Consider the following 25271-nt stretch of genomic DNA (forward strand, 5'->3'; position numbering starts at 1 on the left):
CCAGTCCTACACCTTGCGGCTACAATGCGCGGCATTCGGTGCGGTCCGTCTGATAGATCAGGTAGCTGAAATCGGCTGTAGGCCTTCTAATTCAAGGCTTTCAACCCATGCAGTGCTTGTCCGCACCTTCGCCACGCCCGGAAGGAGAAACCCATGGGACAGCGTACGCCTCTGTATGACCTTCATCTCGCCCTCGGCGCGAAGATGGTCGATTTTGGCGGTTGGGATATGCCACTGCATTACGGCTCGCAGGTCGAGGAACACCATCAGGTGCGCCGCGATTGCGGGGTTTTCGATGTATCCCACATGACCGTGATCGATGTCGACGGCCCCCAGGCCAAGGCCTGGCTCCAGCACTTGCTGGCCAATGACGTCGAACGCCTGCACAGCCCCGGCCGTGCCTTGTACAGCACCATGCTTAACGAGCGCGGCGGCATCGTCGACGACATGCTCGTCTACCGTCTCGAAGACGGCTATCGGCTGGTGGTCAACGCCTCCACCCGCGATCAGGATCTGGCCTGGATGCAGGCGCATCTCGACGGCTTCGATGTGCGCCTGCTTGAGCGCTCCGAGTTGGCGATGCTGGCCATTCAAGGTCCCCACGCGCGGCACAAGATCGCCGAGCTGGTCACGCAGTCCCGTGGCAATCTCATCCAGATACTCAAACCTTTCGAAGGTCAGTTCGACGGCGACTGGTTTATCGCGCGCACCGGTTACACCGGCGAAGATGGCCTGGAAATCGTGTTGCCGGCCAATCAGGCGCCGGGTTTCTTCAACGATCTGGTAGGCGCGGGCATTTCACCCATTGGTCTTGGCGCCCGGGATACCTTGCGCGTCGAAGCCGGGATGAACCTCTACGGTCAGGACATTCATCAAGATGTCTCACCGTTGGCCTCCAATATGGCCTGGAGCATTGCCTGGGAACCGGCCACGCGCCAGTTCATCGGGCGTGCGGCCCTTGAAGCCGAGAAGGCCAACGGTGTGCAGCACAAACTGGTTGGTCTGGTGCTTGAGGAGCGTGGAGTTTTGCGCGCTCATCAAGTCGTCCGTATCGCCAATGTTGGCGAAGGGGAGATCACCAGTGGTAGTTTCTCTCCTACGCTTAGCAAGTCGATTGCACTGGCGCGCGTGCCGATGGCGACCGCCGACCGCGCAGAAGTGGAAATCCGTGGCAAGTGGTACCCGGTCCGAGTGGTCAAACCGACCTTCGTACGCCATGGCAAAACCTTGATCTAAACCTTTTCTGGCGGGCAACGACCGCTGACATTTTTCTTGAGGACACAGAACATGAGCGATATCCCTGCCGACCTGCGTTTTGCCGAAAGTCACGAATGGGCGCGTCTGGAAGCCGATGGCACGGTCACCGTGGGCATCAGCGATCACGCTCAGGAAGCCTTGGGCGACGTGGTGTTCGTTGAACTGACCGAAGTCGGCAAAGTGTTTGCTGCCGGCGATCAATCCGGTGTGGTTGAGTCGGTTAAAGCCGCCTCCGATATCTACTCGCCGATTGGCGGTGAAGTGATCGCGATCAATGAAGACCTGAGCGGTTCGCCTGAAGCGCTGAACACCGATCCGTACGGTGCCTGGATCTTCAAACTCAAGCCAAGTAACCCGGCTGAGCTGGACAAACTGCTAGACGCTGCAGGCTACAAAGCCGCTATCGGCGAATAACCTTCGCCCTGCAAAATCCCCATGTGGGAGCGGGCTTGCTCGCGAAGGCGGTGTATCAGGCAACATGATTGCGACTGATACACCGCTTTCGCGAGCAAGCCCGCTCCCACAAGTTTTTTATGGCTTCAGAACGGCTTTGACCGCTGCCACCGACCGCTCGACATCCGCCTTGGTCATGCTCGTAAACATCGGCAGCGAAACAATCAGGCGACCGACCCGTTCGGCCACTGGAAACATGCCTTCCTTGAAACCGCGCTCGCGGTAAAGACTCAGCAGGTGGATCGGCGGGTAGTGATAACCGATGCCGACGCCCAGTGCCTGCATCTGCTCCATGAACGTGGCCCGCGCCGGTTGGCCGTCCTTGCGCTCTGGCAGCACCAGTTGGAACAAGTGCCAGTTGCTGTTCTCGAAATCCGTCGGCGGCAATTGCGCACCGTACTGCGCTTCGAAATCCGCACCGAAACACGCGAAATAGTGCCGCGCCAGCTCACGCCGATGAGCCGTGATCGCCTCGATATGCGCAAACTGCCCCAGGCCAATCGCCGCCGCGACATCGGTCATGTTGAACTTGCCGCCCAGCACATCCACGTCCAGGCCATCAAAACCATTTCGGGTGACGCCCTGCAGACGATACTTCTCCGCCAGCCGCACTTCCTCAGGCGTGTTCAGCACCAGGCAACCGCCCTCCGAAGAGGTGACGTTCTTGTTCGCCTGGAAACTGAACGACACGAAGTCGCCAGTGGCACCGATACGTTGGCCATTCCAGCTCGAACCCAAGGCCTGGGCGGCGTCTTCGACAATCCGCAAACCGTGCTTTTTGGCGATCGCATACAGCCGACTCATATCCACTGGCAATCCGGCGAGGTACACCGGAATGATCGCCTTGGTGCGCGGGGTGATCGCGGCTTCCAACTGATCCAGATCGATATTGCGAGTGACCGGGTCGATATCGGCAAACACTGGCGTGGCGCCGACTTCCAGAATCACGTTAGCGGTGGCGACCCAGGAAATCGGCGTGGTGATCACCTCATCGCCCGGTCCGATACCGGCAATGCGCAAGGCGATTTCCATGGTGCAGGTGCCGGAATTGAAGGTGCGCACCGGGCGCCCGCCGAAGAATTCCGAGAGTTGCGCTTCAAACGCCTGGACCTTGGGGCCGCTGGTGATCCAGCCCGAACGCAGCACGTCACCGACCGCGGTAATCGTGGCTTCATCAATGACGGGTTTGGAAAACGGCAGAAATGGCAGTTGGCTCATAAACGATAGACACCCGATAGCGGACGTTAAGTAGGCGCCGAACATGATGCTCGGGATTGAGCGAAGCCGCCACGCCATCCGCTCGGGTATCGGCTGCTATGCTGGTTTGACCGTGTTGCATCGACGTTGAGCGCCAGTCAAGAGAGAGCCCGTCATGTCCCAGTTGCCGTCCCTGAGCCAGTTACGCGATCCGAATGCCTTCCTGCGCCGCCACTTGGGCCCCGATGCCGCCGAGCAGCAGGCGATGCTCGATAGCCTCGGCCTTGGCAGTCGGGTCGAATTGATCGAGCAGACCGTGCCGCCGGGCATTCGCCTTAACCGCGAACTGGATTTGCCGCCCGCCCTTGATGAAGAAGCCGCACTGGCCAAACTGCGCGGCTATGCCGAACAGAACCAGGTCTGGACCAGCCTGATCGGCATGGGTTATCACGGCACCCTGACGCCAACCGTCATCCTGCGCAATGTGCTGGAAAATCCCGGTTGGTACACCGCGTACACGCCTTATCAGCCGGAGATTGCCCAAGGCCGGCTCGAAGCGCTGCTCAACTTCCAGCAACTGACCATCGACCTCACGGGCCTGGAACTGGCCAACGCCTCGCTGCTGGATGAAGCCACGGCGGCGGCGGAAGCCATGGCCTTGGCCAAGCGAGTCGCCAAGTCCAAGAGCAATCTGTTTTTCGTCGATGAGAACTGCCATCCACAGACCATTTCCGTCGTCCGGACCCGGGCCGACGGCTTCGGTTTCGAGCTGATCATCGACACTGTGGATAACTTGAAACAGCACCAGGTGTTCGGCGCCTTGTTGCAGTACCCCGACACCCACGGCGAGATTCGCGATCTGCGGCCATTGATCGATCACCTGCATTCGCAGCAAGCGCTGGCCTGCGTCGCGACCGATCTGCTGAGCCTGTTGTTGCTGACTCCGCCGGGAGAGTTGGGTGCTGACGTGGTGTTCGGTTCATCGCAACGTTTCGGCGTGCCGATGGGCTATGGCGGACCTCATGCGGCGTTTTTTGCCAGCCGCGATGAGTACAAACGGGCGATTCCGGGGCGGATCATCGGCGTGTCGAAAGATGCGCGCGGTAACGTCGCCCTGCGCATGGCCCTGCAAACCCGTGAGCAACATATCCGCCGGGAGAAGGCCAACTCGAACATCTGCACCGCCCAAGTCTTGCTGGCCAATATCGCCAGTTTCTACGCGGTGTACCACGGCCCGGAAGGGCTGAAACGGATTGCCCAGCGCGTGCATCGGCTGACCTGCATCCTCGCCGCCGGCCTCGAACGCCACGGCATTACCCGGCTCAACAAACAATTCTTCGACACCCTGACCCTTGAAGTCGGCGGCGCGCAAACCGCGATCATCGAAAGCGCCCAGGCAGCGCGGATCAATTTGCGCATTCTTGGACGCGGGCAACTGGGCCTGAGCCTGGATGAAACCTGTGACGAAACCACCGTGGCGAAATTGTTCGATGTGTTCCTCGGTGCCGATCATGGGCTGAACGTCGACGAACTCGACGCCGAAACCCTGGCTTCCAGCATCCCTGACAGCTTGCTGCGCACCACGCCTTACCTGCGTCACCCGGTGTTCAGCGCCCATCACAGCGAAACCGAGATGCTGCGCTACCTCAAACAGCTGGAGAACAAGGACCTGGCGCTGAACCAGTCAATGATCCCGCTGGGCTCCTGCACCATGAAACTCAACGCCACCAGCGAGATGATCCCGATCACCTGGCCGCAATTCGCCAACCTGCACCCGTTCGTGCCGAAAGAGCAGGCCGTGGGGTATGCATTGATGATCGAAGAACTGGAGCGCTGGCTCTGCGCGATTACCGGTTTCGATGCGATCTGCATGCAGCCCAACTCTGGTGCCCAAGGCGAATACGCCGGGCTGTTGGCGATCCGTAAATACCACGAGAGCCGCCACGAAGGTGCGCGGGATATTTGTTTGATTCCATCCTCGGCCCACGGCACTAACCCGGCCTCGGCGCAAATGGCCGGGATGCGCGTGGTGATCGTCGAGTGCGACGAGGCGGGCAACGTCGATCTGGAGGACTTGAAGGACAAAGCTTCGGCGGCGGGGGACAAACTCGCCTGCCTGATGGCGACGTATCCTTCGACCCACGGCGTGTACGAGGAAGGCATCAGCGAAATCTGTGAAGTTATCCACAGCCATGGCGGCCAGGTGTACATGGATGGCGCCAACCTGAATGCTCAGGTCGGATTGGCGCGACCGGCGGACATCGGCGCCGACGTGTCGCACATGAACCTGCACAAAACCTTCTGCATTCCCCACGGCGGTGGCGGGCCGGGCATGGGGCCGATTGGTGTGCGTTCGCATCTGGCGCCATTCGTGGCCAATCATCCCGTGGTGCCAATTGACGGCCCGCAACCGCAGAACGGTGCCGTCAGTGCCGCGCCTTGGGGCAGTGCGAGCATTTTACCGATCAGCTGGATGTACATCGCCATGATGGGCCCGCAACTGGCGGATGCCAGCGAGGTGGCAATTCTGGCGGCGAATTACCTCGCTCAGCATTTGTCCGGGGCCTTCCCGGTGCTCTATACCGGGCGTAACGAGCGGGTAGCCCACGAATGCATCCTGGATTTGCGGCCGCTCAAGGTGCTGACTGGCATCAGCGAAGAGGACGTGGCCAAGCGCCTGATGGATTACGGTTTCCATGCGCCGACCATGTCGTTCCCGGTGCCGGGGACGTTGATGGTCGAACCGACCGAGAGCGAATCCAAGGCTGAGCTGGACCATTTTATCGGGGCGATGCTGAATATTCGTGCGGAAATCACCGAAGTGCAAAACGGTAACTGGGACCCTGAAGACAACCCACTGAAACGCGCGCCGCACACCCTGGCCGATATCACCGGCGTTTGGGAGCGGCCTTACAGCATCGAGCAAGCAGTGACGCCGGACGCGCACACCAAGGCGCATAAATATTGGCCGGCGGTGAACCGCGTGGATAACGTCTACGGCGACCGCAACCTGTTTTGCGCGTGTGTGCCGGTGGATGATTACCGCTGATGTACCGAGCAACACCCGTAACCCCTGTGGGAGCGGGCTTGCTCGCGAAGGGGCCGTGTCAGTCGACATTTGTACCGACTGACACACAGCTTTCGCGAGCAAGCCCGCTCCCACAGGGTTTCGCTTCGGGCAAAAAAAATGCCGCTCATATGAGCGGCATTTTTGTTCAGCAAAAAGCTTATTCCGAAGCGACGGCATTCTTCGCCAGGATCGCATTCGCCAGTTCCATGTCCGTGGCTTGCAGGCCCGGGTTGTCGGCGCGGACTTTCTGCATTGCGGCTTCCAGGTAAGGACCGCGGATGCCGCCGTCACTGGCGACGAAGCTGCCGGCATCATCCTGCGCCGCGACGATCAGTTTGTGATCCTTGAACGTCAGGTAGGTCGAACCGGTGGTTGCACCGGATGAAATGACGTTACGCCAAAAGCTGTCGGCCATCGCTGAACCAACGGGCAGGGACAGCAAGGCAAGGGTAGCGACAGCAAGTTTGAGACGCATGATGGAGACTCCACTGGGGGTTAACTACGGAGTTGGATCGTCATTTACCCAATCGAGTTCCGTGACCGCTCAGTCAGCCGGTTCTACCAGCAGAATCGCCCCTTGCTGACTGACCACACGAACGCGGCTGCCGAGCGCGGCGTCTGGCCCGCGCGCCATCCACACACCATCGGCAACTTTGATCTTGCCGCGACCATCCACAATCGCTTCATGCACCACAAAGGTTTTGCCGATCAATTCCTGACCGCGCAGATTCAGGTTTGGCTGATCGCTCTCTCGTACGGCACTGCGCTGGCGTCGCCACCAATACAGCGCGGTGGCGATCGAGAGCAGGCCGAACAGCAGGAACTGCAGCTCCCATGACAGGCCGGGCAGCACAAAAGTCAGCACACCAACCGCTGCCGCCGCCATGCCGATCCACAGCAGATAGCCGCCGGCACCGAACACTTCAAGAATCAGCAGCACCGTGCCGAAGGCCAGCCAGTCCCAGAACGATAAATGTTGCAGAAATGCCCACATGGCGCGCCTCAGGCTTTCTTGTTGTCGAACGTGGCCTTGACGATTTCGCCGATGCCGCCGACAGCGCCGATCATCGAGCTGGCCTCAAGCGGCATCAGGATCACTTTGCTGTTGTTGGCCGAGGCCAGTTTGCCTAGGGCATCGATGTATTTCTGCGCGACAAAGTAGTTCACCGCCTGCACGTTGCCGTTGGCGATGGCTTCAGACACCACTTTGGTGGCCTGGGCTTCTGCTTCAGCCTGACGTTCCCGGGCTTCGGATTCGAGGAAAGCGGCCTGACGACCACCTTCCGCTTCCAGGATCTGCGCCTGCTTCTTGCCTTCGGCGGTCAGGATCGCGGCAGCCCGCAGGCCTTCTGCTTCGAGGATTTGCGCACGCTTGATCCGCTCGGCTTTCATCTGGCCGGACATGGCGGCCATCAGGTCCGCTGGCGGGCTGATGTCCTTGATCTCGATCCGGGTGATCTTGATGCCCCACGGCGCCGTGGCTTCATCCACCGTGCGCAGCAGTTTTTCGTTGATGTTGTCGCGCTGGCTGAGCATCGCGTCCAGCTCCATGGAGCCGAGCACGGTACGGATATTGGTTTGCAGCAGGTTGCGCACGGCGTGTTCGAGGTTGTTCACCTCGTAGGCGGCCTGGGCAGTGTTGACCACCTGGAAGAAACACACGGCATCGATCTGTACCGTGGCGTTATCGGCGGTGATGACTTCCTGCGGCGGAATATCCAGCACGCTTTCCATCACGTTGATCTTGCGACCGATGCGGTCCATCACTGGAATGATGATGTTCAGGCCAGGCTTGAGGGTGTTGGTATAGCGCCCGAAACGCTCGACCGTCCATTGATAGCCCTGGGGCACAACCTTGAAACCCATGAACAAAATGGCCACGACCAGCCCGACGAAGAGTAAAAGCACACTACCGATCTGCATAACGATTCCCTGTTTATGTATTGGCGATGGCAGGAGTGTAAGGCAAAAGACTTGCAGGATCGTGTTTGCGCAAATTCAACTACCGCAAAATCTAACCATGTCTGACAAGCCGAAACGCGATCTGTAGCAGCTGGCGAAGCCTGCGTTCGGCTGCGAAGCAGTCGTGAAACCTGTACGCGAAGTCTTCCTGAAGCACCGCGTCGGCTGATTTCGCGACTGCTCCGCAGCCGAACGCAGGCTTCGCCAGCTGCTACAAAAGAGCACGTTTGTGTGATGGCGAAGATTGGGAATTGAGAACGGAGCAAATCCCGGCCTTGTTTATGTCAGCCATCTGAGCCAATTAGCTACTTCTGCTCGCTCTGCGGCGTCACCCGCAACACCTCCTCAATCGTTGTCAGACCCGCCGCTACTTTCTGCGCGCCGGACAGTCGCAAGCTGCGCATGCCTTCCTTGAACGCCTGGCGCCGAATCGCCAGTAGGTCCGTATCCGGGGTGATCAGCGCCTTGACGCTGTCGGTCAGTTGCATGATTTCGTAGACCCCGGCGCGGCCTCGGTAGCCGGTGTCGCGGCATTCCAGGCAGCCGATGGCGCGGTGGGCGTTGTTGGGGAGCGGTGCCTGCCAGGGGCGGGTCAGGGTTTGCCAGTCCTCTTCGCCCAGGGTAAGCGGCGCCTTGCAGTGCGGGCACAAGGTGCGGACCAGACGCTGGGCCATGACCCCAAGTACCGTGGCTTTGATCAGATAATGCGGCACGCCGAGTTCCAGCAAACGGCTGATGGCGCTCGGTGCGTCGTTGGTGTGCAGGGTCGAAAGCACCAAGTGACCGGTGAGTGCGGCCTGGATCGCCATTTCGGCGGTTTCGAGGTCGCGGATCTCTCCGATCATGATGATGTCCGGGTCTTGCCGCATCAACGCGCGCACCCCGGCGGCGAAGGTCAGGTCGATGTTGTGCTGGACCTGCATCTGGTTGAAGGCCGGCTCGACCATTTCGATCGGGTCCTCGATGGTGCAGAGGTTGACCTCCGGCGTCGCCAGTTTTTTCAGGGTGGTATAGAGCGTGGTGGTCTTGCCCGAACCGGTCGGTCCTGTCACCAGAATGATGCCGTTGGGCTGGCGGGTCATGTCCTGCCAGCGGCGCAGGTCATCGGCGGAGAAACCCAGTTGATCGAAATCCTTGAGCAGCACTTCCGGGTCGAAGATCCGCATGACCATTTTTTCGCCAAACGCGGTAGGCAGGGTCGACAGCCGCAGTTCGACTTCGCCGCCATCCGGGGTCTTGGTCTTGACCCGGCCGTCCTGGGGTTTGCGTTTTTCCGCGACGTTCATCCGGCCCAGGCTTTTCAGGCGACTGACGATGGCCATGGTCACCTGGGGCGGGAATTGATAGACGTTGTGCAGCACGCCGTCGATGCGAAACCGCACGGTGCCTTGCTCGCGGCGCGGTTCGATGTGGATATCACTGGCCCGCTGCTGGAACGCGTACTGGAACAGCCAGTCGACGATGTTGACGATATGCGCGTCGTTGGCGTCCGGCTCCTGGTCGCTGGCGCCGAGGTTGAGCAGTTGTTCGAAGTTGCCCAGGGTGCTGGTCTGTTGATCGGCATTGGTCGCGCCGGTGACCGATTTGGCCAGGCGAAAAAACTCCACGCTGAAGCGCTGGATGTCCGCCGGGTTGGCCACAACGCGCTTGATCGGCAGCTTCAATACGTGGGTCAGATCAGCTTCCCAACCCGTGACGTAGGGCTGGGCGCTGGCCACGGTCACGGCGTCGCGGTCGATGGAGACGGCGAGAATCTTGTGGCGCTGGGCGAAGGCGTAGGACATCAACGGCGTGATGGCCGCGACGTTGATTTTCAGCGGGTCGATACGCAAGTAAGGCTGACCGGCCTGTTGCGACAACCACAGGGTCAGGCTTTCCAGGTCCAGGTGTTTACCGGGACGGCTGAGGTCGTCGAGGTGTTGGCTGGCAATAAACTCCAACGGGTGCAACTGGCCATTGGCGGCATGCCGGCGTCGGGCATTGAGCGCGAGTTCGGCCGAATCCTGGTTAATAAAGCCTTGGGCGACCAGCTCTCGCAGCAAATCATTGAGATCCAGCCAGCGGTCCTGTGTGGCAAGTTGAACGGACATGCGGGTTCCTTTTGAACAATCCTGCAAACAGCGATCTAGACCGCAGTGTGCAAAGGATAGTCGCGGAGCCGCTGACCGTTGGGCCACTACCCGACGAAGCCGTTTCCAGTTCCTTCAGCCGGCCGCTTGGGCCTGCTCGTCCCACGCCGCATCAGCGCTTTGCAGGTTCACCGAGCAGACGCTGATCAGGTTACGAAGTTTTTCCGCGATCACTTCGGCGCGGTGCCAGCACAGGCCGTCGATCACGATGTCGATCGACAGCAGATCGTCCATACGCTGCACGTTGACCTGCTCCGGGGTCAGGAACTGCAAGGCGAACAGGTTGAGTGCGCGGCACAGCACATCCGGTTCGGCCTCGGCCAGCAGTTGGTATTGCACGCGGCAATGGGCGTTGCTGACGTTCCACACATCGGCGCGGGTCGCTGGGGTATTCACGGCTTCTAAATGCGGCATGCTCGATCTCCAAAATCACTGGAGGAATTTTTACATTCGGTGCGGGGCATTTCTTGGCTATGATCGGGCGTATTGGCGATTTATCGAATCGTTTGATTCAATAAGTGATCATTCAAGGGTTTTTCTATGCAAGCCGAGCTGGATGGCTACGACCGCAAGATTCTCGCGTTGCTGCAAGAGGACGCTTCGCTTTCCAGTGCGCAGATCGCCGAACAGGTCGGGCTGTCGCAGTCGCCGTGCTGGCGGCGGATCCAGCGCATGAAGGAGGAAGGGATCATTCGCGGGCAGGTGACGTTGCTCGATCGCAAGAAGATCGGCTTGAACACGCAGATTTTTGCCGAGATCAAACTCAACGCCCACGGCCGTTCGAACTTCACTGAGTTCACCGAGGCGATTCGCGGCTTTCCCGAAGTACTGGAGTGTTATGTGCTGATGGGGTCGGTGGATTTTTTGCTGCGGATTGTGACGGCGGACATCGAGGCGTATGAGCGCTTCTTCTTCGAGAAGCTGTCGATGGTGCCGGGGATTCAGGAGGTGAATTCGATTGTGGCGTTGTCGGAGATCAAGTCCACGACGAGTTTGCCGGTGATGCGCTGATCATTGTGACAGAGGGCTTTTGTGGCGAGGGGGCTTGCCCCCGTTGGAGTCCGAAGGACTCCCAAAACCAGCCAACGCGTTGAGTCAGATATAACGCGTTGGCTGATTTACGACTGCTTCGCAGCCGAACGGGGGCAAGCCCCCTCGCCACAGGGTGTTACATGCGCAACAACATTTTCCAGGCACGATTCTGATACACGGCGATCGCCTGCTGCTTACGCGCATCCAGGGCTTCGTCGGTGATCGGCTCGTTGGCCAGTTGCGCCAGTTTGTTCAGTTCACCGTACAGGCGATCCATTTCCGGGATGTCCAGCACGCCACGGGCGTGGTGCATCCATGCCTGGATGCGTTCGATGCGCGGCAGTTGCTCGGCCAGGTCTTCCGGCTGTTGCTGATAACGCTGCAATTGCAGGGACGTGGCTTCTTCGCCCAGCAGGCGCGGCAACCAGTTGGCCAATTGTGCAGCGCCTTGGCGATTGCCACGCACGTTGCGATCGGCAGCCCAGGTGCGCGCCAGCAACCAGCGCGAAGTGTTCAGCGAGAACAAGCCCCAACGCGGGTCTTCCAGTTCTTCGAGGAACTGCTCCGGCGCGGCTTTGCGCACGTCTTCATCGTCCAGACCGGCTTGAACCAGCGGACGCCAGTCTTCCAGCAAAGCGTCCAGCGCAAGGCGCAGGTCGTGAGTCGACTGACGCGGTGCGGCTTGGCCGAGGCTGCTCAGCAACGCGCGCAGTTCACCGAGGTTTTCGACCCAGTCCTGCAGCAAACGCCAGTGACCATTGAAGCGATACTGTTCAGCCAGACGCTGGCTGCTGCCCAGCAAGTGCCAGCTCAGCGCAGCGAAAGCGTCGTCCAGCGGCATTTCAGCGGTGATCTGCGGCGCCGGCAGGCTCAGCGAGTAGCTGTTGGCGTCGTACAAACGGTAACCGCGCTCGGCCTTGCTGATGTCACATGGCATCAGGGGCAGGGTCGCGGCCAGTTCGGCGGCCAGTTCCAGCAGCGCGGCGGGTTCGCCTTCGCGCAGTTCCAGTTCCAGCTCGCAGATTTCTTCTTTCTGCTTGCCGACCACGACGTGGCCGAAGTCCAGCGCGGCTTCGATAACCACCTTGGTCTTGCCACGGCCCCAGGCGATTTCCGCGCGTTCGCGCACGAAATCGGTGGTGAAGATGGCTTTCAGGGTTTTCTTGTCCAGCTCCGCCAGCTCTTCAGGCCAACATTCGCCGTCGAGTTTCTTCACGTCGAGCTTGGCTTTGGGCAGGTTCCAGTCGTATTCGTTACGCTCGGACAGACCTGCAACGCTCTGGCCACGGGTCTTGAGCGTTTGAATAACTTCTTCGCCATCGCGGCGCAGGCGCAGGGCAACCTTGGCGCGGGCCAGGTCGCGCTCAGGCGTGTCGAAGTACTGGTTCATCAACTCACGGCGTTCCCAGCCACTTTTGTTGCGTTTTTTCAGGAGCGGGTGCTCACGCAGAGCGGCGAGGGTTTCGCGGCTGACGCGGAGTTTGATTTCGGTTTCTTTCTGCATGGCCGGAAAATCCAGGATCGGGAGCGCAGCCGGGGGAATGTGTGGCTGCCAAGGTCGTGCAGTGTACAGGAGTGAACGTTCCTACGTGCCGCGGCGGTTTATTCCTGTCGCCGGATGGTTCTATGATGGACCTCAATTCGGGAGTTGGAGTCAGCGATGCCTTTGCCGTCCATGAAAGATCAGTTCGCTGCGCTGATCGCTGCGCCGTCCGTCAGCTGTACCCAGCCGAGCCTCGATCAGACCAACCGGCCGGTGATCGATCTGCTGGCAACATGGCTTGGCGATCTGGGTTTTGCCTGCGATATCCAGCAGGTCAGCCCCGGCAAATTCAATTTGCTCGCCAGTTTCGGTTCCGGCCCTGGCGGCCTGGTGCTGGCCGGGCACAGCGACACCGTGCCGTTCGATGGCGCCTTGTGGCAGACCGATCCCTTGAAGCTGACAGAAGTCGACGGCCGCTGGGTCGGTCTCGGCAGTTGCGACATGAAGGGCTTTTTCGCCCTGGCCATCGAAGCGGTCATCCCGTTGCTCGACAAACCGTTCAAGCAACCGTTGCTGATCCTCGCCACTTGCGACGAAGAGAGCTCGATGTCAGGGGCTCGCGCCTTGGCCGAAGCTGGACGTCCGCTGGGCCGGGCGGCGGTGATCGGCGAGCCGACCGGGCTCAAGCCGATCCGCATGCACAAAGGCATCATGATGGAGCGCATCGACATCCTCGGGCAGAGCGGCCATTCCTCTGACCCGCGCCTGGGCCACAGCGCCCTCGAAGCGATGCACGACGCCATTGGCGAACTGCGTGGCTTGCGCCTGTTGTGGCAGCGTGAATTCCGCAATCCGCAGTTCGGCGTACCGACCCCGACGATGAATTTCGGCTGCATCCATGGCGGCGACAACCCCAACCGTATCTGCGGCCAGTGTTCGCTGGAATTCGACCTGCGACCGCTGCCGGGCATGGACCCTAAAGTCCTGCGTGCGGAAATTCTGGCGAGGCTCAAACCGGTTGCCGAACGGCATCAGGTGAAGATCGATTACGCGCCGCTGTTCCCTGAAGTGCCGCCGTTCGAGCAGGCCGAGGACGCCGAATTGGTCCGGGTTGCGGAAAAGCTCACTGGTCATCGCGCCGAAGCAGTGGCGTTCGGCACGGAAGCGCCTTATCTTCAGCGCCTTGGCTGCGAAACACTGGTGCTCGGCCCGGGCGATATCGCCTGCGCTCACCAACCGGGGGAATACCTCGAAATGTCACGTTTGCAGCCTACCGTGCATCTATTACGTCAATTGATTGAACATTACTGCCTGACACCGGCCAAAGCCTCGATGCCAGTCAGCTAAGCGAAACCCCATGTGGGAGCGGGCTTGCTCGCGAAAGCGGTGTATCAGTTAGCATCGATGTCGACTGTTACACCGCATTCGCGAGCAAGCCCGCTCCCACAGGGTTTTGTGTGTTGATTGACCAAGCGGTATAAATTGCCGGTATCCCAACCCGTATTCATGAGGAGAGCTCGCGTGTCGCCAAGCCTGTTCCGACGATAACCACCAGCCCGTTGTGCGTTTTATGGTTCACCCATTTTTTGGCTGCTATTTATTACAGGCCCAGGTTCATGCCCGAATACGTTAATTGGCTTCGTCACGCTTCTCCTTATATCAATGCCCACCGCGACTGCACCTTCGTCGTCATGCTGCCCGGCGACGGTGTGGAGCATCCGAACTTCGGCAATATCGTCCACGACCTGGTGCTGTTGCACAGCCTGGGTGTGCGACTGGTGCTGGTTCACGGTTCCCGTCCGCAAATTGAAACCCGTCTCGCTGCACGCGGCCTGATCCCGCATTACCACCACGGCATGCGCATCACCGATGCTGCGACCCTGGAGTGCGTGATCGACGCGGTCGGCCACCTGCGCATCGCCATCGAAGCGCGGTTGTCCATGGACATGGCCTCCTCGCCGATGCAGGGATCGCGTCTGCGGGTGGCCAGCGGCAACCTGGTGACGGCACGGCCGATCGGCGTGCTCGAAGGCGTCGACTATCACCACACCGGCGAAGTGCGCCGGGTCGATCGCAAGGGCATCAATCGCCTGCTGGACGAGCGCTCCATCGTGCTGTTGTCGCCGCTGGGCTACTCGCCGACCGGTGAGATTTTCAACCTCGCCTGCGAAGACGTCGCCACCCGCGCGGCCATCGACCTGGGCGCGGATAAATTGCTGTTGTTCGGCGCCGACCTGGGCTTGATCGATGAAAACGGTCGACTGGTCCGTGAATTGCGCCCGCAACAAGTGCCGGCGCATCTGCAACGCCTGGGCAGCAACTATCAGGGCGAACTGCTGGATGCGGCGGCGGAAGCCTGCCGTGGCGGCGTGGCGCGCAGCCACATCGTCAGCTATGCCGAAGACGGCGCGCTGCTGACCGAACTGTTCACCCGTGACGGTGGCGGTACGCTGGTGGCCCAGGAACAATTCGAATTGGTGCGCGAAGCGGCGATTGAAGACGTCGGCGGTTTGCTGGATTTGATCAGCCCACTGGAAGAGCAGGGGATTCTGGTGCGTCGCTCGCGGGAAGTGCTGGAGCGCGAGATCGAGCAGTTCAGTGTGGTCGAGCGCGAAGGCATGATCATCGCCTGCGCGGCGCTGTATCAGATTGCCGATTCGGATGCGGGGGAGTTGGCCTGTCTGGCGGTTAACCCGGAATATCGCCATGGCGGTCGCGGCGATGAATTGCTCGAGCGCATCGAAACCCGTGCCCGTGCCCAGGGGCTGAAGACCTTGTTCGTGCTGACGACCCGAACGGCGCACTGGTTCCGCGAGCGTGGTTTCGAGCCAAGCAGCGTCGAGCGCCTGCCGTCGGCGCGAGCGTCGCTGTACAACTATCAGCGTAATTCGAAGATCTTCGAAAAAACCCTGTAATCCTGTGGCGAGGGGGCTTGCCCCCGTTGGGCTGCGAAGCGGCCCTAAAGTCCGCCGGACCGAGCCGTCTGGTTTTGCCGCCGCTTCGCGACCGAACGGGGGCAAGCCCCCTCGCCACATGGGTTTTGCGTGTTATTCGGTGACGAACTTCGCGCTCACATACGGCGAGTAATCCGGCAGCACCGTTTCAACCTTGCCTTGCTCCTTCAAGAACTTCGCCGTCTCGCCGATGGCTTTGGCCGTGCCGCCGTCGAGCAGTGCGGTGGTCTGTTGGGCCTTGGCGTCCGGGAAGGTCGAGCCGGCCAGTAATTCCGGCACATCGACGGCGTTGGCACCGGTCAGTTTGGCGATTTTCTGTACAGGCACCGAGTCGGCGGTCCAGCTGTCTTTATGGGCGGCGTAGTCGGCAAAGGAGTCCAGGGTGACCTTGGCGAATTTGGCTACCACCTCGGGATGCTTCTCGGCGTAATCCTTGCGGGCGACCCAGACTTCAAAGGTCGGCGCACCCCATTGGCCAACCTGGGCGGCATCGGTCAAGGTCTTGCCAGTCTTGCGAATTTCACCCAGGGCCGGCGACCAGACAAACGCGCCGTCGATGTCGCCGCGCTTCCAGGCGGCAGCGATTTCCGCCGGTTGCAGGTTCACCACTTTGACTTTCGAGGCATCCAGGCCCCAGTGCTTCAGCGCGCCAAGCAGGCTGTAATGGGAGGTCGAAACGAAGGGTGTGGCGATGGTCTTGCCGATCAGATCTTCCGGTTTATCGATGCCGCTGCCATTGCGCACGACCAAGGCTTCGGCGGCGTTGATCTGGGCGGACACGATGAAAGCCACGATTGGGAGGTTGCGCGAAGCGGCTGCGGCAAGAGGGCTGGAGCCGAGGTTGCCAATCTGCACGTCGCCGGAGGCAATGGCAGTGACGACTTCCGGGCCACTGTTGAAGCGGCGCCAGTCGATTTTCTGGCCAATGGTTTTCTCGTAGACGCCATCGGCTTGGGGCACTTTGCTGGGGTCAATACCGGTCTGATAGCCCACCGTGAGGTTGGCCGCCTGAGCACCAAAAGAAAATAAAACCGATACACAAACTGTAACAATTTGACTGGATAGTGCGCGTTTGGCCATGATGGCGTCGCCTTTTCGATAGGGATTGACGTATGTAAGATGCGTCAAAGCTAATCGATCTAAAAAAAGGCTAACAAATACCATTTAGTAATTAGCTTATGAGCCGATACCTGATATCCCGGTGCGGTTTTGGGTGAAAGTCTATATTCCATTGCGGTATGAAAAAGAATGAAATAATTCTTTTTGGGTTTATGAGGAATTCATTACCCTGCAGGGACCAAATCAATGCGGTTAGACCTTGGTCGTAGACGCACAAGGTTACGATTGACTTGTCAGTCACGGTCTGGCGCTAATCGCGCATCTTAGGATCCAGGGCATTCGACCCGGGACCAGGAACACAAGAATTAGAAAAGAGAGGAGCGAAACATGAATAAGTCCACCTTGGCCCTGGCTGTGGCCGTAGGGGTTTTGGCGCAGCAGGCAGGCGCCGCGGGGTTCATCGAAGACAGCAAGGCTACCTTGGGTCTGCGTAACTTCTACATCAACACGGACAACCGTGATTCGGCTGCCAAGACGGCTGCCGGCGTTCAAAACAAAAACGAAGAATGGGGCCAAGGCTTTGACCTGCGCTTCATCTCCGGCTACACCCAAGGCACCGTCGGCTTCGGTATCGATGCCATCGGCCTGCTGGGCATTCGCCTGGATTCGGGCGGCGGCACCAACGGCGCCACTGCTACTTCGTACGGCGGCACGGTTTTCCCAAGCAAGTCCAACGGCGAAGCGGTTGATAACTTCTCCAGCCTGGGCCTGACTGCCAAAGCCAAGATCTCCCAGACCGAACTGAAGCTGGGTACTCTGCAGCCAAAGAACCCGGTTATCGTGACCAACGACGGTCGTCTGCTGCCACAAACCTGGCAGGGTGGCCAGATCACTTCCGGCGAGATCAAAGACCTGACACTGGTTGGCGGTCAGATCGAAGCGGTTAAAGGTCGTAACTCCAGCAACAACGAGCAACTGTCGATTGGCGGCGCGAACAGCCCGACTGTCAGCGGTCGCGACAGCAACAAGTTCCTCTACGCTGGTGGTGACTACAAAATCACCAAAGACCTGACTGCCCAGTACTACTACGGCAACCTGGAAGATTTCTACAAGCAGCACTTCCTGGGTCTGGTTCACAACTGGGCTATCGGCCCGGGCGTATTGAAGTCTGACCTGCGCTACTTCAACAGCTCCGACGACGGTGCCAACGGCAACACCCCTGCTTACTACAGCACCGGTAACTACACCGGTACTGCCAGCGGTCGCGGTAAAGTCGACAACAACCTGTACAGCGGCCTGTTCCTGTACTCGGTGGCCGGTCACACCTTCGGTGGCGGTTACCAGGTCAGCAACGGTAGCAGCGACTTCCCTTGGTTGAACCAGGGCGACGGTTCGTCGAACTACACCATCACCGACATGCAGATCCAGAAGTTCGGCCGTGCCGGCGAGAAAACCTGGCAAGCACGCTACTCGTATGACTTCGCCAAGGTTGGCCTGCCAGGCGCAACCGCTGGTGTTGTTTACCTGCGTGGCGACAACATCGACACCGTGGGCGCCAACGGCCGCGAGAACGGTTCCGGCCGCTCCGAGTGGGAACGCGACCTGACCCTGGCTTACGTTGTGCCAGAAGGCCCGCTGAAAAACCTGGGCTTCATGTGGAAAAACGCCATGTGGCGCAACGACATCCCAGGCCAGCGCGACCAGGACGAAAACCGTCTGATCGTCAGCTACTCGATCCCGCTGTTGTAATAGCGCGCTCCAGTAGGCCTGCGTAAATAAAGCCCCGCCCGGCACCTCGCCGGGCGGGGCTTTTGCGTTTTCAAGGCGGAGTCACCCCCGTAATCCCGCCCTGAAATTGCCCCTCTTTTGCAGCTACTCAAGGCCTTCTCGAACCTTGTGGGCGATGTTCGTCGCGATGGCCCGGCAGGTCCAGTGAACAGATCTTTAATATTCACTTATGATCTAAATAAATCGATATTTATTCTTTTTAATTCAATCGGAATGCAGGCACAGTTGAGCTCAACAAGCACTCACCAGGAGCAGCACCATGAGCCTCAGACTTGGCGATATCGCCCCCGATTTCGAACAGGATTCCAGCGCCGGCACCATCCGTTTCCACGAATGGCTCGGCGATAGCTGGGGCGTGCTGTTTTCCCATCCGGCGGACTTCACCCCGGTGTGCACCACTGAACTGGGCTTCACCGCCAAGCTCAAGGATGAATTTTCCAACCGTGGCGTCAAAGCCATCGCCCTGTCGGTTGACCCGGTGGACTCGCACCACAAGTGGATCGAGGACATCAACGAGAGCCAGAACACCCTCGTCAACTTCCCGATCCTGGCCGATGCTGATCGCAAGGTCTCGGATCTGTACGACCTGATTCACCCGAACGCCAACGACACCCTGACCGTGCGCTCGCTGTTCGTGATCGACCCGAACAAGAAGGTTCGGCTGACCATCACCTACCCGGCCAGCACCGGTCGCAACTTTCATGAAATCCTGCGGGTGATCGACTCGCTGCAACTCACCGACAACTACAAAGTCGCCACCCCGGCCAACTGGCAGGACGGTGATGAAGTGGTGATCGTGCCGTCGCTCAAGGACGAAGACGAAATCAAGAAACGCTTTCCGAAAGGTTATCGCGCGGTGAAGCCGTACCTGCGCCTGACGCCACAACCGAACCGTTGATTTGAAATGCCGCCCCTGTAGGAGCGAGGCTTGCCCGCGAAGAGGCCATCACGTCTGACGCCAATGTTGGCCATGACAACGCCTTCGCGGGCAAGCCTCGCTCCTACAAGGGCGGTGAAACGCATCCACAAAGCAGGGGATTTCAGGCCGTTCTTACGGCCTATTTTTTTGCCTGGAAAATGATTATTCGCATAGATCTAAAAAGAATAACCAAATGAATAAATATGATTTATGGATATATAAATCACCTGTTAAGGTCACTCCATCGAAGCGAGATCGCGCACTGCGAATCGCCCATAACGCTCAAGGAATCACCTGAATGCTGGTCGTCTCACTCGGTGGCAGCCCCAGCCAACGCTCTCGTTCCGGGGTGCTGCTGGAGCGTTCTCAACGCTGGTTGCAAGAACAAGGAGTGGAAGTGGTGAGTTACCAGGTACGGGACTTCCCGGCCGAAGACTTGCTGCACGCACGTTTTGACAGCCCGAAGGTGATCGACCTGTTGCAACAGATTGAAAACGCCGATGGCCTGCTGATTGCCACGCCGGTCTACAAGGCATCGTTCTCCGGTGCGTTGAAAACCGTACTGGACTTGCTGCCTGAGCGCGCCCTGGCCCACAAAGTTGTATTGCCCATGGCCACCGGCGGCAGCATCGCCCACATGCTGGCGGTGGATTACGCGCTCAAGCCGGTGCTGTCGGCACTCAAGGCCCAGGAAATGCTCCACGGGATCTTCGCCGTGGACAGCCAGATCGCTTACGGCGAAGGCAGTGCCCAGGCGCAATTGGCGCCGGAGCTGGAACAACGACTGAATGAATCGCTGGAACTGTTTTTCAGCGCCATGGCGCGACGGCCCAAGCCGATCGACCCGCACCTGTTGAACGAACGTTTGTTGAGTGCGCGCTGGAGCATATAAGCCAGCACTCAAACCACATCTGAATTTGAAGTACTCACCTTACTCAGCCGCTAACGGCCAAGCAGGTGCAGCCAAAACCCAACAGCAAATAGGAGAGCGCTATGCGCACTGTCATTTTGCGTCGTGGTCTGGTCGCTCTGTTTGTGGCGGCTGTGTCCTTCGGCGTTATTTCCCAAGCACAAGCCGAGACATTGCGCATCGGCTATCAAAAGTACGGCACCCTGGTGCTGCTCAAAGCCAAGGGCACGTTGGAAAAACGCCTCGCCGCCCAAGGCGTGGACGTGCAATGGACTGAATTCCCCGGCGGCCCGCAGCTGCTCGAAGGCCTGAACGTCGGCTCGATCGACTTCGGCGTCACCGGCGAAACACCACCGGTATTCGCCCAAGCGGCTGGCGCCGATCTGCTTTATGTCGCCTACGAACCACCAGCGCCGCACAGCGAAGCGATCCTGGTGCCGAAGGACTCGACGATCAAATCCGTCGCGGACCTCAAGGGCAAGAAAGTCGTCCTGAACAAAGGCTCCAACGTGCACTACCTGCTGGTACGTGCGCTTGAAGATGCCGGCCTCAAATACACCGACATCCAGACCGTATTCCTGCCACCCGCCGATGCCCGCGCCGCGTTCGAGCGTGGCAGCGTGGATGCCTGGGTGATCTGGGACCCGTACCAGGCCGCTGCCGAACAACAACTGCAAGCCCGCACCCTGCGTGACGGCCAAGGCATCGTCGACAACCATCAGTTCTACCTCGCGACCAAGCCTTACGCGCAGAAAAATCCCGAGGTGATCAAGACCCTCGTCGAAGAAGTGCGCGCAGTCGGCGAATGGTCCAAGGCCAACCCGGAAGACGTGACCAAGCAGGTTTCGCCACTGCTCGGCTTGCCAGCGGACATCACCCTGACATCGGTAAAACGCCAGGGTTACGGCGCACTGTTCCTCACGCCTGAAGTGGTCGCCGCGCAACAGAAAATCGCCGACAGCTTCTATCAGCTCAAGCTGATTCCCAAGCCACTCAGCATCAAAGACGTGATCTGGACGCCACCGGCGGCCGTTGCCAAAGCGCAGTAATTCGAATCCCCAAGGAGACCACTCCATGAGCCTCAATATTTTCTGGTTCCTGCCTACCCACGGCGACGGCCATTACCTTGGCACCGCCGAAGGCGCTCGCGCCGTTGACCACGGTTACCTGCAACAGATTGCCCAGGCAGCGGATCGCCTGGGTTTCGGCGGGGTATTGATCCCCACCGGTCGCTCCTGCGAAGACTCGTGGCTGGTGGCCGCGTCGCTGATCCCGGTAACCCAGCGTCTGAAGTTCCTCGTTGCCCTGCGCCCCGGGATCATTTCCCCGACGGTCGCGGCGCGGCAGGCGGCGACCCTGGATCGTTTGTCCGGCGGTCGTGCGCTGTTCAACCTGGTAACCGGCGGTGATCCGGATGAATTGGCCGGCGACGGTTTGTTTCTCAGCCACGAAGAGCGTTATCAAGCCTCGGTGGAATTCACCCGTATCTGGCGCCGCGTGCTCGAAGGCGAAACCGTGGATTACGACGGTCAGCACATCAGCGTGAAAGGCGCGAAGTTGCTCTATCCGCCGATCCAGCAACCGCGTCCGCCGTTGTACTTCGGTGGCTCGTCGGAGGCCGCTCAAGACTTGGCCGCCGAACAGGTGGAAATGGTCCTGACCTGGGGCGAACCACCGGCCGCCGTCGCCGAGAAAATTGCACAAGTGCGGGCCAAAGCCGCGAAGCTCGGTCGCACCGTGCGCTTCGGCATTCGCTTGCATGTGATCGTGCGCGAAACCAACGAAGAAGCATGGGCAGCGGCGGATCGACTGATCTCCCATGTGGACGATGAAACCATCGCCCGAGCCCAGGCTTCGCTGTCGCGTTTCGATTCGGTCGGCCAGCAACGCATGGCCGCGCTGCACGGCGGCAGTCGCGACAATCTGGAAGTCAGCCCTAACCTGTGGGCCGGTGTCGGCCTGGTGCGTGGCGGTGCCGGTACGGCGCTGGTGGGCGACGGTCCGACCGTTGCTGCGCGCATGAAGGAATACGCGGACCTGGGCATCGACACGTTTATCTTCTCCGGTTATCCACACCTGGAAGAGGCGTATCGCGTTGCCGAACTGCTGTTCCCGCACATTGACGTGCAGCGTCCGGAACAGCCTCAAGGCGCGAACTTCGTCAGCCCGTTCGGCGAGATGGTGGCCAACGACATCCTTCCCAAAGCCGCGTCCCAGAGCCGAGGCGCCGCCATGAAGAGAATTATCCACAACCTCGCGCCTTGGGCGTTGCCGGTGTTATTGCTGGCGGTGTGGCAGTTGTCGGTGTCGGCGGGCTGGTTGTCGACACGGATTCTGCCGGCACCGATTGCGGTGATCGAAGCCGGGGTCAGTTTGGTACGCAGCGGTGAAATCTGGACTCACCTGGCCATCAGTGGCTGGCGTGCAGCGTTGGGTTTCTCCATCGGCGGCGGTATCGGTCTGGTACTGGGTTTCATCACCGGACTGTCGAAATGGGGCGAACGCCTGCTCGACAGTTCGGTGCAGATGATCCGTAACGTGCCGCACCTGGCGCTGATTCCACTGGTGATCCTGTGGTTCGGCATCGATGAGTCGGCGAAGATTTTCCTGGTAGCGCTGGGCACATTGTTCCCGATCTACCTGAACACTTATCACGGCATCCGCAACGTCGATCCAGCATTGGTGGAGATGGCGCGCAGTTATGGCTTGTCCGGTTTCAGCCTGTTTCGCCAAGTGATCCTGCCGGGTGCGCTGCCTTCGATTCTGGTCGGTGTGCGATTCGCCCTTGGCTTTATGTGGCTGACGCTGATCGTGGCCGAAACCATTTCCGCCAGCTCCGGCATCGGCTACCTGGCGATGAATGCCCGGGAGTTCTTGCAGACTGACGTGGTGGTGCTGGCGATTCTGTTGTACGCGGTGCTCGGCAAACTGGCCGACCTCGCGGCCCGTGGACTTGAACGGGTATGGCTGCGCTGGCATCCGGCTTATCAAGTTGCCAAGGGAGGTGCCGCATGACCGCTCAACCTCCACGCCTGCTGCGCGGAATTCCGCTGGCGGTGCGCAAGCTGCAAAAGACTTTCGGTACGCGGCAAGTACTGCGCGAGATCGACCTGCACATTCCCGCCGGCCAGTTTGTAGCCGTCGTCGGCCGCAGTGGCTGCGGAAAAAGTACTTTGCTGCGCTTGCTTGCCGGGCTCGACAAACCCACGGGTGGCGAATTGCTCGCCGGTTCTGCACCGCTGAGCGACGCCCGGGAAGACACGCGATTGATGTTCCAGGAAGCGCGTCTGCTGCCGTGGAAAAAGGTCATCGACAACGTCGGCCTCGGGCTCAAGGGCAACTGGCGGCCACAAGCCCTGGAAGCGCTGGAGTCGGTGGGCCTGGCAGATCGCGCCAATGAGTGGCCAGCCGCGCTGTCCGGTGGGCAGAAGCAACGTGTGGCCCTGGCCCGCGCGCTGATCCACCAACCGCGCTTGCTGCTGCTGGACGAACCCCTGGGCGCTCTGGATGCCCTGACCCGAATTGAAATGCAGCAACTGATCGAACGGCTCTGGCAAAAGCACGGCTTCACCGTGTTGCTGGTGACCCACGACGTCAGTGAAGCGGTGGCGATTGCCGATCGGGTGATCCTGATCGAAGACGGCGAAGTCGGCCTCGACCTGCAAGTGGAACTGCCGCGCCCTCGGGTCCGCGGCTCCCACCGGCTGGCGGCGCTGGAAACCGAAGTCCTCAACCGCGTGCTGTCACTGCCCGGCCAACCGCCGGAACCGGAACCCGTTTCACCATTGCCTACGCAACTGCGTTGGGCTCAATAACTCACGCCTCACCTCAACTGACAGGAATCAAATCATGACTATCAAAGCCATCAACGTTCGTAACCAGTTCAAAGGCTCGATCAAGGAAATCGTGCTGGGTGACGTGCTGTCGGAAATCGACGTTCAGACCGCGTCCGGCATCGTGACTTCAGTGATCACCACCCGTTCGGTGAAAGAGCTGGAACTGGTGGTCGGCAGCGAAGTGATCGCCTTCGTGAAATCCACCGAGGTGTCGATCGCCAAGTTGTAAGCGTGCGCGCAAACAACAACCCCGAAGGGTTTAAGCCCTTCGGGGTTTTTTTATGCGTGTGATTCAGTAAGTTCGGCGGTGCGGCCTTCGCGAGCAAGCCCGCTCCCACAGGGAGTTTGTGCTGAACACAAATCCCATGCTCACCGAAGATCCACTGTGGGAGCGGGCTTGCTCGCGAAGAGGCCAGTGAGGTCAGCACAGATCTCAGGCTGAAAGGGCGCGCTTGGGCAAGTACGGCGGCAGATAGAGTCCCAGATACGCATCAAACACTCGCATCCCTTCTTCAGCCATGCGCGGCGTGATCTGCCCGTGCTGCTGCACCGAGCGCGCATAGACGCGGTCGCCCAATTCCATGGCCAACGCAAACACATCGACGTCCATCGGCAGCCTCGGCAGTTCGAAGTGATGATCGAACAACGTGTGCATCAGGTCGCCCAGCTCGAGGTCATGTTGACGGTCGGCCTGGGTCACTTCGGTCAGTCCGTGTTGCGCGAGGATCAACTGGCGCGCGGCGGCGTCTTCGTCATAGATATCGAGCATGCGTTGCTCAACCAGTCGTGACAGGTCGCGCCAGTCGCGGAGCGCGTCGTGATCGATGGGTTCTTGCAGGCAGGCGCGGAACGCGGCGTGGACATCCGCGGTCAGCCCTTCGAGCAACGCCGGGACACTGGCGAAGAAGTGGTAGACCGAGGACGGTGGGATTTCCGCGCGCTCGGCGACGCTGTAGATCGACAGGCTGGCCACGCCCTCGGCGGCCAGCAGCGTGCGGGCGGCATCGAGGATCGAATCGATTCGCGCCTGACTGCGTGCGCGGGGTTTGCGAATAGGGGCGGGGCGCGTCATTTGAGTCTCCTGCGGGGCAGGGGGCATTGTACGAGGCGGGCATCTATGTTGTCTGCCCGGACGCCATCGCGAGCAAGCTCGCTCCCACAGGGATTTTCTGCGTACGCAAAATTTATGTTCGCTGAAGATCAACTGTGGGAGCGAGCTTGC

At 59.9% G+C, this 25271-nt stretch carries 22 protein-coding genes and 1 pseudogene; 14 read left to right on the forward strand and 9 right to left on the reverse strand.

Annotation, left to right across the window (positions count from 1 at the left end):
- Window positions 1-153: 153 nt before the first annotated feature.
- Both gcvT and gcvH read left to right on the forward strand, forming a co-directional pair.
- Window positions 154-1236 (forward strand): glycine cleavage system aminomethyltransferase GcvT, encoded by a 1083-nt coding sequence (gene gcvT, locus NK667_RS28870; protein WP_054616994.1) that lies wholly within the window; start codon window positions 154-156, stop codon window positions 1234-1236.
- Between the two features lie 51 nt (window positions 1237-1287).
- The gene (gene gcvH, locus NK667_RS28875; protein ID WP_054044613.1) at window positions 1288-1671 is read left to right on the forward strand and encodes a glycine cleavage system protein GcvH; all 384 of its coding nucleotides are present in this window, start codon (window positions 1288-1290) and stop codon (window positions 1669-1671) included.
- Window positions 1672-1788: 117 nt separating this feature from the next.
- Here the strand turns inward: gcvH and NK667_RS28880 are convergent, their stop codons facing one another.
- Window positions 1789-2928: a DegT/DnrJ/EryC1/StrS family aminotransferase gene (locus NK667_RS28880; protein WP_054616993.1), complete on the reverse strand. Its 1140-nt coding sequence runs from the start codon at window positions 2926-2928 to the stop codon at window positions 1789-1791.
- 154 nt (window positions 2929-3082) lie between these two features.
- On the opposite strand from NK667_RS28880, the gene gcvP reads away from it, so the two are divergent.
- Window positions 3083-5956: an aminomethyl-transferring glycine dehydrogenase gene (gene gcvP, locus NK667_RS28885; protein ID WP_054616992.1), complete on the forward strand. Its 2874-nt coding sequence runs from the start codon at window positions 3083-3085 to the stop codon at window positions 5954-5956.
- 178 nt (window positions 5957-6134) lie between these two features.
- On the opposite strand, the gene NK667_RS28890 is transcribed toward gcvP, so the two are convergent.
- The 5 genes from NK667_RS28890 to NK667_RS28910 all read right to left on the reverse strand — a co-directional run bounded on the left by NK667_RS28890 (window position 6135) and on the right by NK667_RS28910 (window position 10482).
- A complete protein-coding gene (locus tag NK667_RS28890) occupies window positions 6135-6455 on the reverse strand; it encodes a DUF2388 domain-containing protein (protein WP_169843014.1) in 321 nt (106 codons plus the stop codon).
- A gap of 66 nt (window positions 6456-6521) precedes the next feature.
- Window positions 6522-6971, reverse strand: coding sequence for an NfeD family protein (locus NK667_RS28895; RefSeq protein WP_054616991.1), 450 nt, complete (start codon window positions 6969-6971; stop codon window positions 6522-6524).
- Between the two features lie 8 nt (window positions 6972-6979).
- Complete coding sequence (locus NK667_RS28900; protein WP_054044604.1) at window positions 6980-7900, reverse strand: SPFH domain-containing protein; 921 nt, start codon at window positions 7898-7900, stop codon at window positions 6980-6982.
- A 344-nt stretch (window positions 7901-8244) separates the two neighbouring features.
- Window positions 8245-10029 carry a type IV pilus assembly ATPase TfpB gene (gene tfpB / locus NK667_RS28905; RefSeq protein WP_054044602.1) on the reverse strand — a complete coding sequence of 595 codons (1785 nt, stop codon included), beginning with the start codon at window positions 10027-10029 and terminating at the stop codon, window positions 8245-8247.
- Window positions 10030-10143: 114 nt separating this feature from the next.
- Window positions 10144-10482 (reverse strand): hypothetical protein, encoded by a 339-nt coding sequence (locus NK667_RS28910; RefSeq protein WP_054616990.1) that lies wholly within the window; start codon window positions 10480-10482, stop codon window positions 10144-10146.
- Between the two features lie 126 nt (window positions 10483-10608).
- On the opposite strand from NK667_RS28910, the gene NK667_RS28915 reads away from it, so the two are divergent.
- Window positions 10609-11079 (forward strand): Lrp/AsnC family transcriptional regulator, encoded by a 471-nt coding sequence (locus NK667_RS28915; RefSeq protein ID WP_054616989.1) that lies wholly within the window; start codon window positions 10609-10611, stop codon window positions 11077-11079.
- Window positions 11080-11236: 157 nt separating this feature from the next.
- Here NK667_RS28915 and NK667_RS28920 read toward each other — a convergent pair whose 3' ends face one another.
- Window positions 11237-12604, reverse strand: coding sequence for a CYTH domain-containing protein (locus tag NK667_RS28920; RefSeq protein WP_054044596.1), 1368 nt, complete (start codon window positions 12602-12604; stop codon window positions 11237-11239).
- Between the two features lie 156 nt (window positions 12605-12760).
- Here NK667_RS28920 and argE point away from each other — a divergent pair, with 156 nt between their 5' ends.
- Window positions 12761-13930, forward strand: a complete 1170-nt coding sequence (gene argE, locus NK667_RS28925; protein ID WP_054616988.1) for an acetylornithine deacetylase — start codon at window positions 12761-12763, stop codon at window positions 13928-13930.
- A 269-nt stretch (window positions 13931-14199) separates the two neighbouring features.
- The gene (argA, locus tag NK667_RS28930) at window positions 14200-15498 is read left to right on the forward strand and encodes an amino-acid N-acetyltransferase (RefSeq protein WP_054044593.1); all 1299 of its coding nucleotides are present in this window, start codon (window positions 14200-14202) and stop codon (window positions 15496-15498) included.
- 132 nt (window positions 15499-15630) lie between these two features.
- On the opposite strand, the gene tauA is transcribed toward argA, so the two are convergent.
- Window positions 15631-16617 carry a taurine ABC transporter substrate-binding protein gene (gene tauA / locus NK667_RS28935; protein WP_054616987.1) on the reverse strand — a complete coding sequence of 329 codons (987 nt, stop codon included), beginning with the start codon at window positions 16615-16617 and terminating at the stop codon, window positions 15631-15633.
- A 366-nt stretch (window positions 16618-16983) separates the two neighbouring features.
- On the opposite strand from tauA, the gene NK667_RS28940 reads away from it, so the two are divergent.
- The 8 genes and pseudogenes from NK667_RS28940 to NK667_RS28975 all read left to right on the forward strand — a co-directional run bounded on the left by NK667_RS28940 (window position 16984) and on the right by NK667_RS28975 (window position 24278).
- A complete protein-coding gene (locus NK667_RS28940; protein ID WP_054616986.1) occupies window positions 16984-18345 on the forward strand; it encodes an OprD family porin in 1362 nt (453 codons plus the stop codon).
- Between the two features lie 298 nt (window positions 18346-18643).
- Window positions 18644-19282, forward strand: coding sequence for a peroxiredoxin (locus tag NK667_RS28945; protein WP_054616985.1), 639 nt, complete (start codon window positions 18644-18646; stop codon window positions 19280-19282).
- Between the two features lie 319 nt (window positions 19283-19601).
- Window positions 19602-20195 (forward strand): NADPH-dependent FMN reductase, encoded by a 594-nt coding sequence (ssuE, locus tag NK667_RS28950; RefSeq protein ID WP_054044585.1) that lies wholly within the window; start codon window positions 19602-19604, stop codon window positions 20193-20195.
- Window positions 20196-20296: 101 nt separating this feature from the next.
- The gene (locus NK667_RS28955; RefSeq protein WP_054044583.1) at window positions 20297-21262 is read left to right on the forward strand and encodes a sulfonate ABC transporter substrate-binding protein; all 966 of its coding nucleotides are present in this window, start codon (window positions 20297-20299) and stop codon (window positions 21260-21262) included.
- A 25-nt stretch (window positions 21263-21287) separates the two neighbouring features.
- Window positions 21288-22433, forward strand: a pseudogene (ssuD, locus tag NK667_RS28960) (FMNH2-dependent alkanesulfonate monooxygenase); the annotation flags it as partial.
- A gap of 12 nt (window positions 22434-22445) precedes the next feature.
- The gene (ssuC, locus tag NK667_RS28965) at window positions 22446-23228 is read left to right on the forward strand and encodes an aliphatic sulfonate ABC transporter permease SsuC (protein ID WP_054044580.1); all 783 of its coding nucleotides are present in this window, start codon (window positions 22446-22448) and stop codon (window positions 23226-23228) included.
- Window positions 23225-24028 carry an aliphatic sulfonates ABC transporter ATP-binding protein gene (gene ssuB, locus NK667_RS28970; protein WP_054044578.1) on the forward strand — a complete coding sequence of 268 codons (804 nt, stop codon included), beginning with the start codon at window positions 23225-23227 and terminating at the stop codon, window positions 24026-24028. The genes ssuC and ssuB overlap by 4 nt, the downstream gene beginning before the upstream one ends.
- A 34-nt stretch (window positions 24029-24062) precedes the next feature.
- Window positions 24063-24278, forward strand: coding sequence for a TOBE domain-containing protein (locus tag NK667_RS28975; protein WP_003229256.1), 216 nt, complete (start codon window positions 24063-24065; stop codon window positions 24276-24278).
- A gap of 204 nt (window positions 24279-24482) precedes the next feature.
- Here the strand turns inward: NK667_RS28975 and NK667_RS28980 are convergent, their stop codons facing one another.
- Complete coding sequence (locus NK667_RS28980; RefSeq protein ID WP_054616984.1) at window positions 24483-25121, reverse strand: TetR/AcrR family transcriptional regulator; 639 nt, start codon at window positions 25119-25121, stop codon at window positions 24483-24485.
- Window positions 25122-25271: the final 150 nt, after the last annotated feature.

The sequence above is a fragment of the Pseudomonas nunensis genome (assembly GCF_024296925.1).
GTDB classification, from domain to species: Bacteria; Pseudomonadota; Gammaproteobacteria; order Pseudomonadales; family Pseudomonadaceae; genus Aquipseudomonas; species Aquipseudomonas nunensis.

Coding starts and splice junctions, on each gene's coding strand:
- NK667_RS28915 (WP_054616989.1), top strand. CDS start 10,609: ATGCAAGCCGAGCTGGATGGCTACGACCGCAAGATTCTCGCGTTGCTG.
- NK667_RS28975 (WP_003229256.1), top strand. CDS start 24,063: ATGACTATCAAAGCCATCAACGTTCGTAACCAGTTCAAAGGCTCGATC.
- NK667_RS28895 (WP_054616991.1), bottom strand. CDS start 6,971: ATGTGGGCATTTCTGCAACATTTATCGTTCTGGGACTGGCTGGCCTTC.
- NK667_RS28880 (WP_054616993.1), bottom strand. CDS start 2,928: ATGAGCCAACTGCCATTTCTGCCGTTTTCCAAACCCGTCATTGATGAA.
- ssuB (WP_054044578.1), top strand. CDS start 23,225: ATGACCGCTCAACCTCCACGCCTGCTGCGCGGAATTCCGCTGGCGGTG.
- NK667_RS28940 (WP_054616986.1), top strand. CDS start 16,984: ATGAATAAGTCCACCTTGGCCCTGGCTGTGGCCGTAGGGGTTTTGGCG.
- argA (WP_054044593.1), top strand. CDS start 14,200: ATGCCCGAATACGTTAATTGGCTTCGTCACGCTTCTCCTTATATCAAT.
- NK667_RS28945 (WP_054616985.1), top strand. CDS start 18,644: ATGAGCCTCAGACTTGGCGATATCGCCCCCGATTTCGAACAGGATTCC.
- NK667_RS28920 (WP_054044596.1), bottom strand. CDS start 12,604: ATGCAGAAAGAAACCGAAATCAAACTCCGCGTCAGCCGCGAAACCCTC.
- NK667_RS28910 (WP_054616990.1), bottom strand. CDS start 10,482: ATGCCGCATTTAGAAGCCGTGAATACCCCAGCGACCCGCGCCGATGTG.
- argE (WP_054616988.1), top strand. CDS start 12,761: ATGCCTTTGCCGTCCATGAAAGATCAGTTCGCTGCGCTGATCGCTGCG.
- ssuC (WP_054044580.1), top strand. CDS start 22,446: ATGAAGAGAATTATCCACAACCTCGCGCCTTGGGCGTTGCCGGTGTTA.
- gcvT (WP_054616994.1), top strand. CDS start 154: ATGGGACAGCGTACGCCTCTGTATGACCTTCATCTCGCCCTCGGCGCG.
- gcvP (WP_054616992.1), top strand. CDS start 3,083: ATGTCCCAGTTGCCGTCCCTGAGCCAGTTACGCGATCCGAATGCCTTC.
- NK667_RS28980 (WP_054616984.1), bottom strand. CDS start 25,121: ATGACGCGCCCCGCCCCTATTCGCAAACCCCGCGCACGCAGTCAGGCG.
- ssuE (WP_054044585.1), top strand. CDS start 19,602: ATGCTGGTCGTCTCACTCGGTGGCAGCCCCAGCCAACGCTCTCGTTCC.
- gcvH (WP_054044613.1), top strand. CDS start 1,288: ATGAGCGATATCCCTGCCGACCTGCGTTTTGCCGAAAGTCACGAATGG.
- tauA (WP_054616987.1), bottom strand. CDS start 16,617: ATGGCCAAACGCGCACTATCCAGTCAAATTGTTACAGTTTGTGTATCG.
- NK667_RS28900 (WP_054044604.1), bottom strand. CDS start 7,900: ATGCAGATCGGTAGTGTGCTTTTACTCTTCGTCGGGCTGGTCGTGGCC.
- tfpB (WP_054044602.1), bottom strand. CDS start 10,029: ATGTCCGTTCAACTTGCCACACAGGACCGCTGGCTGGATCTCAATGAT.
- NK667_RS28955 (WP_054044583.1), top strand. CDS start 20,297: ATGCGCACTGTCATTTTGCGTCGTGGTCTGGTCGCTCTGTTTGTGGCG.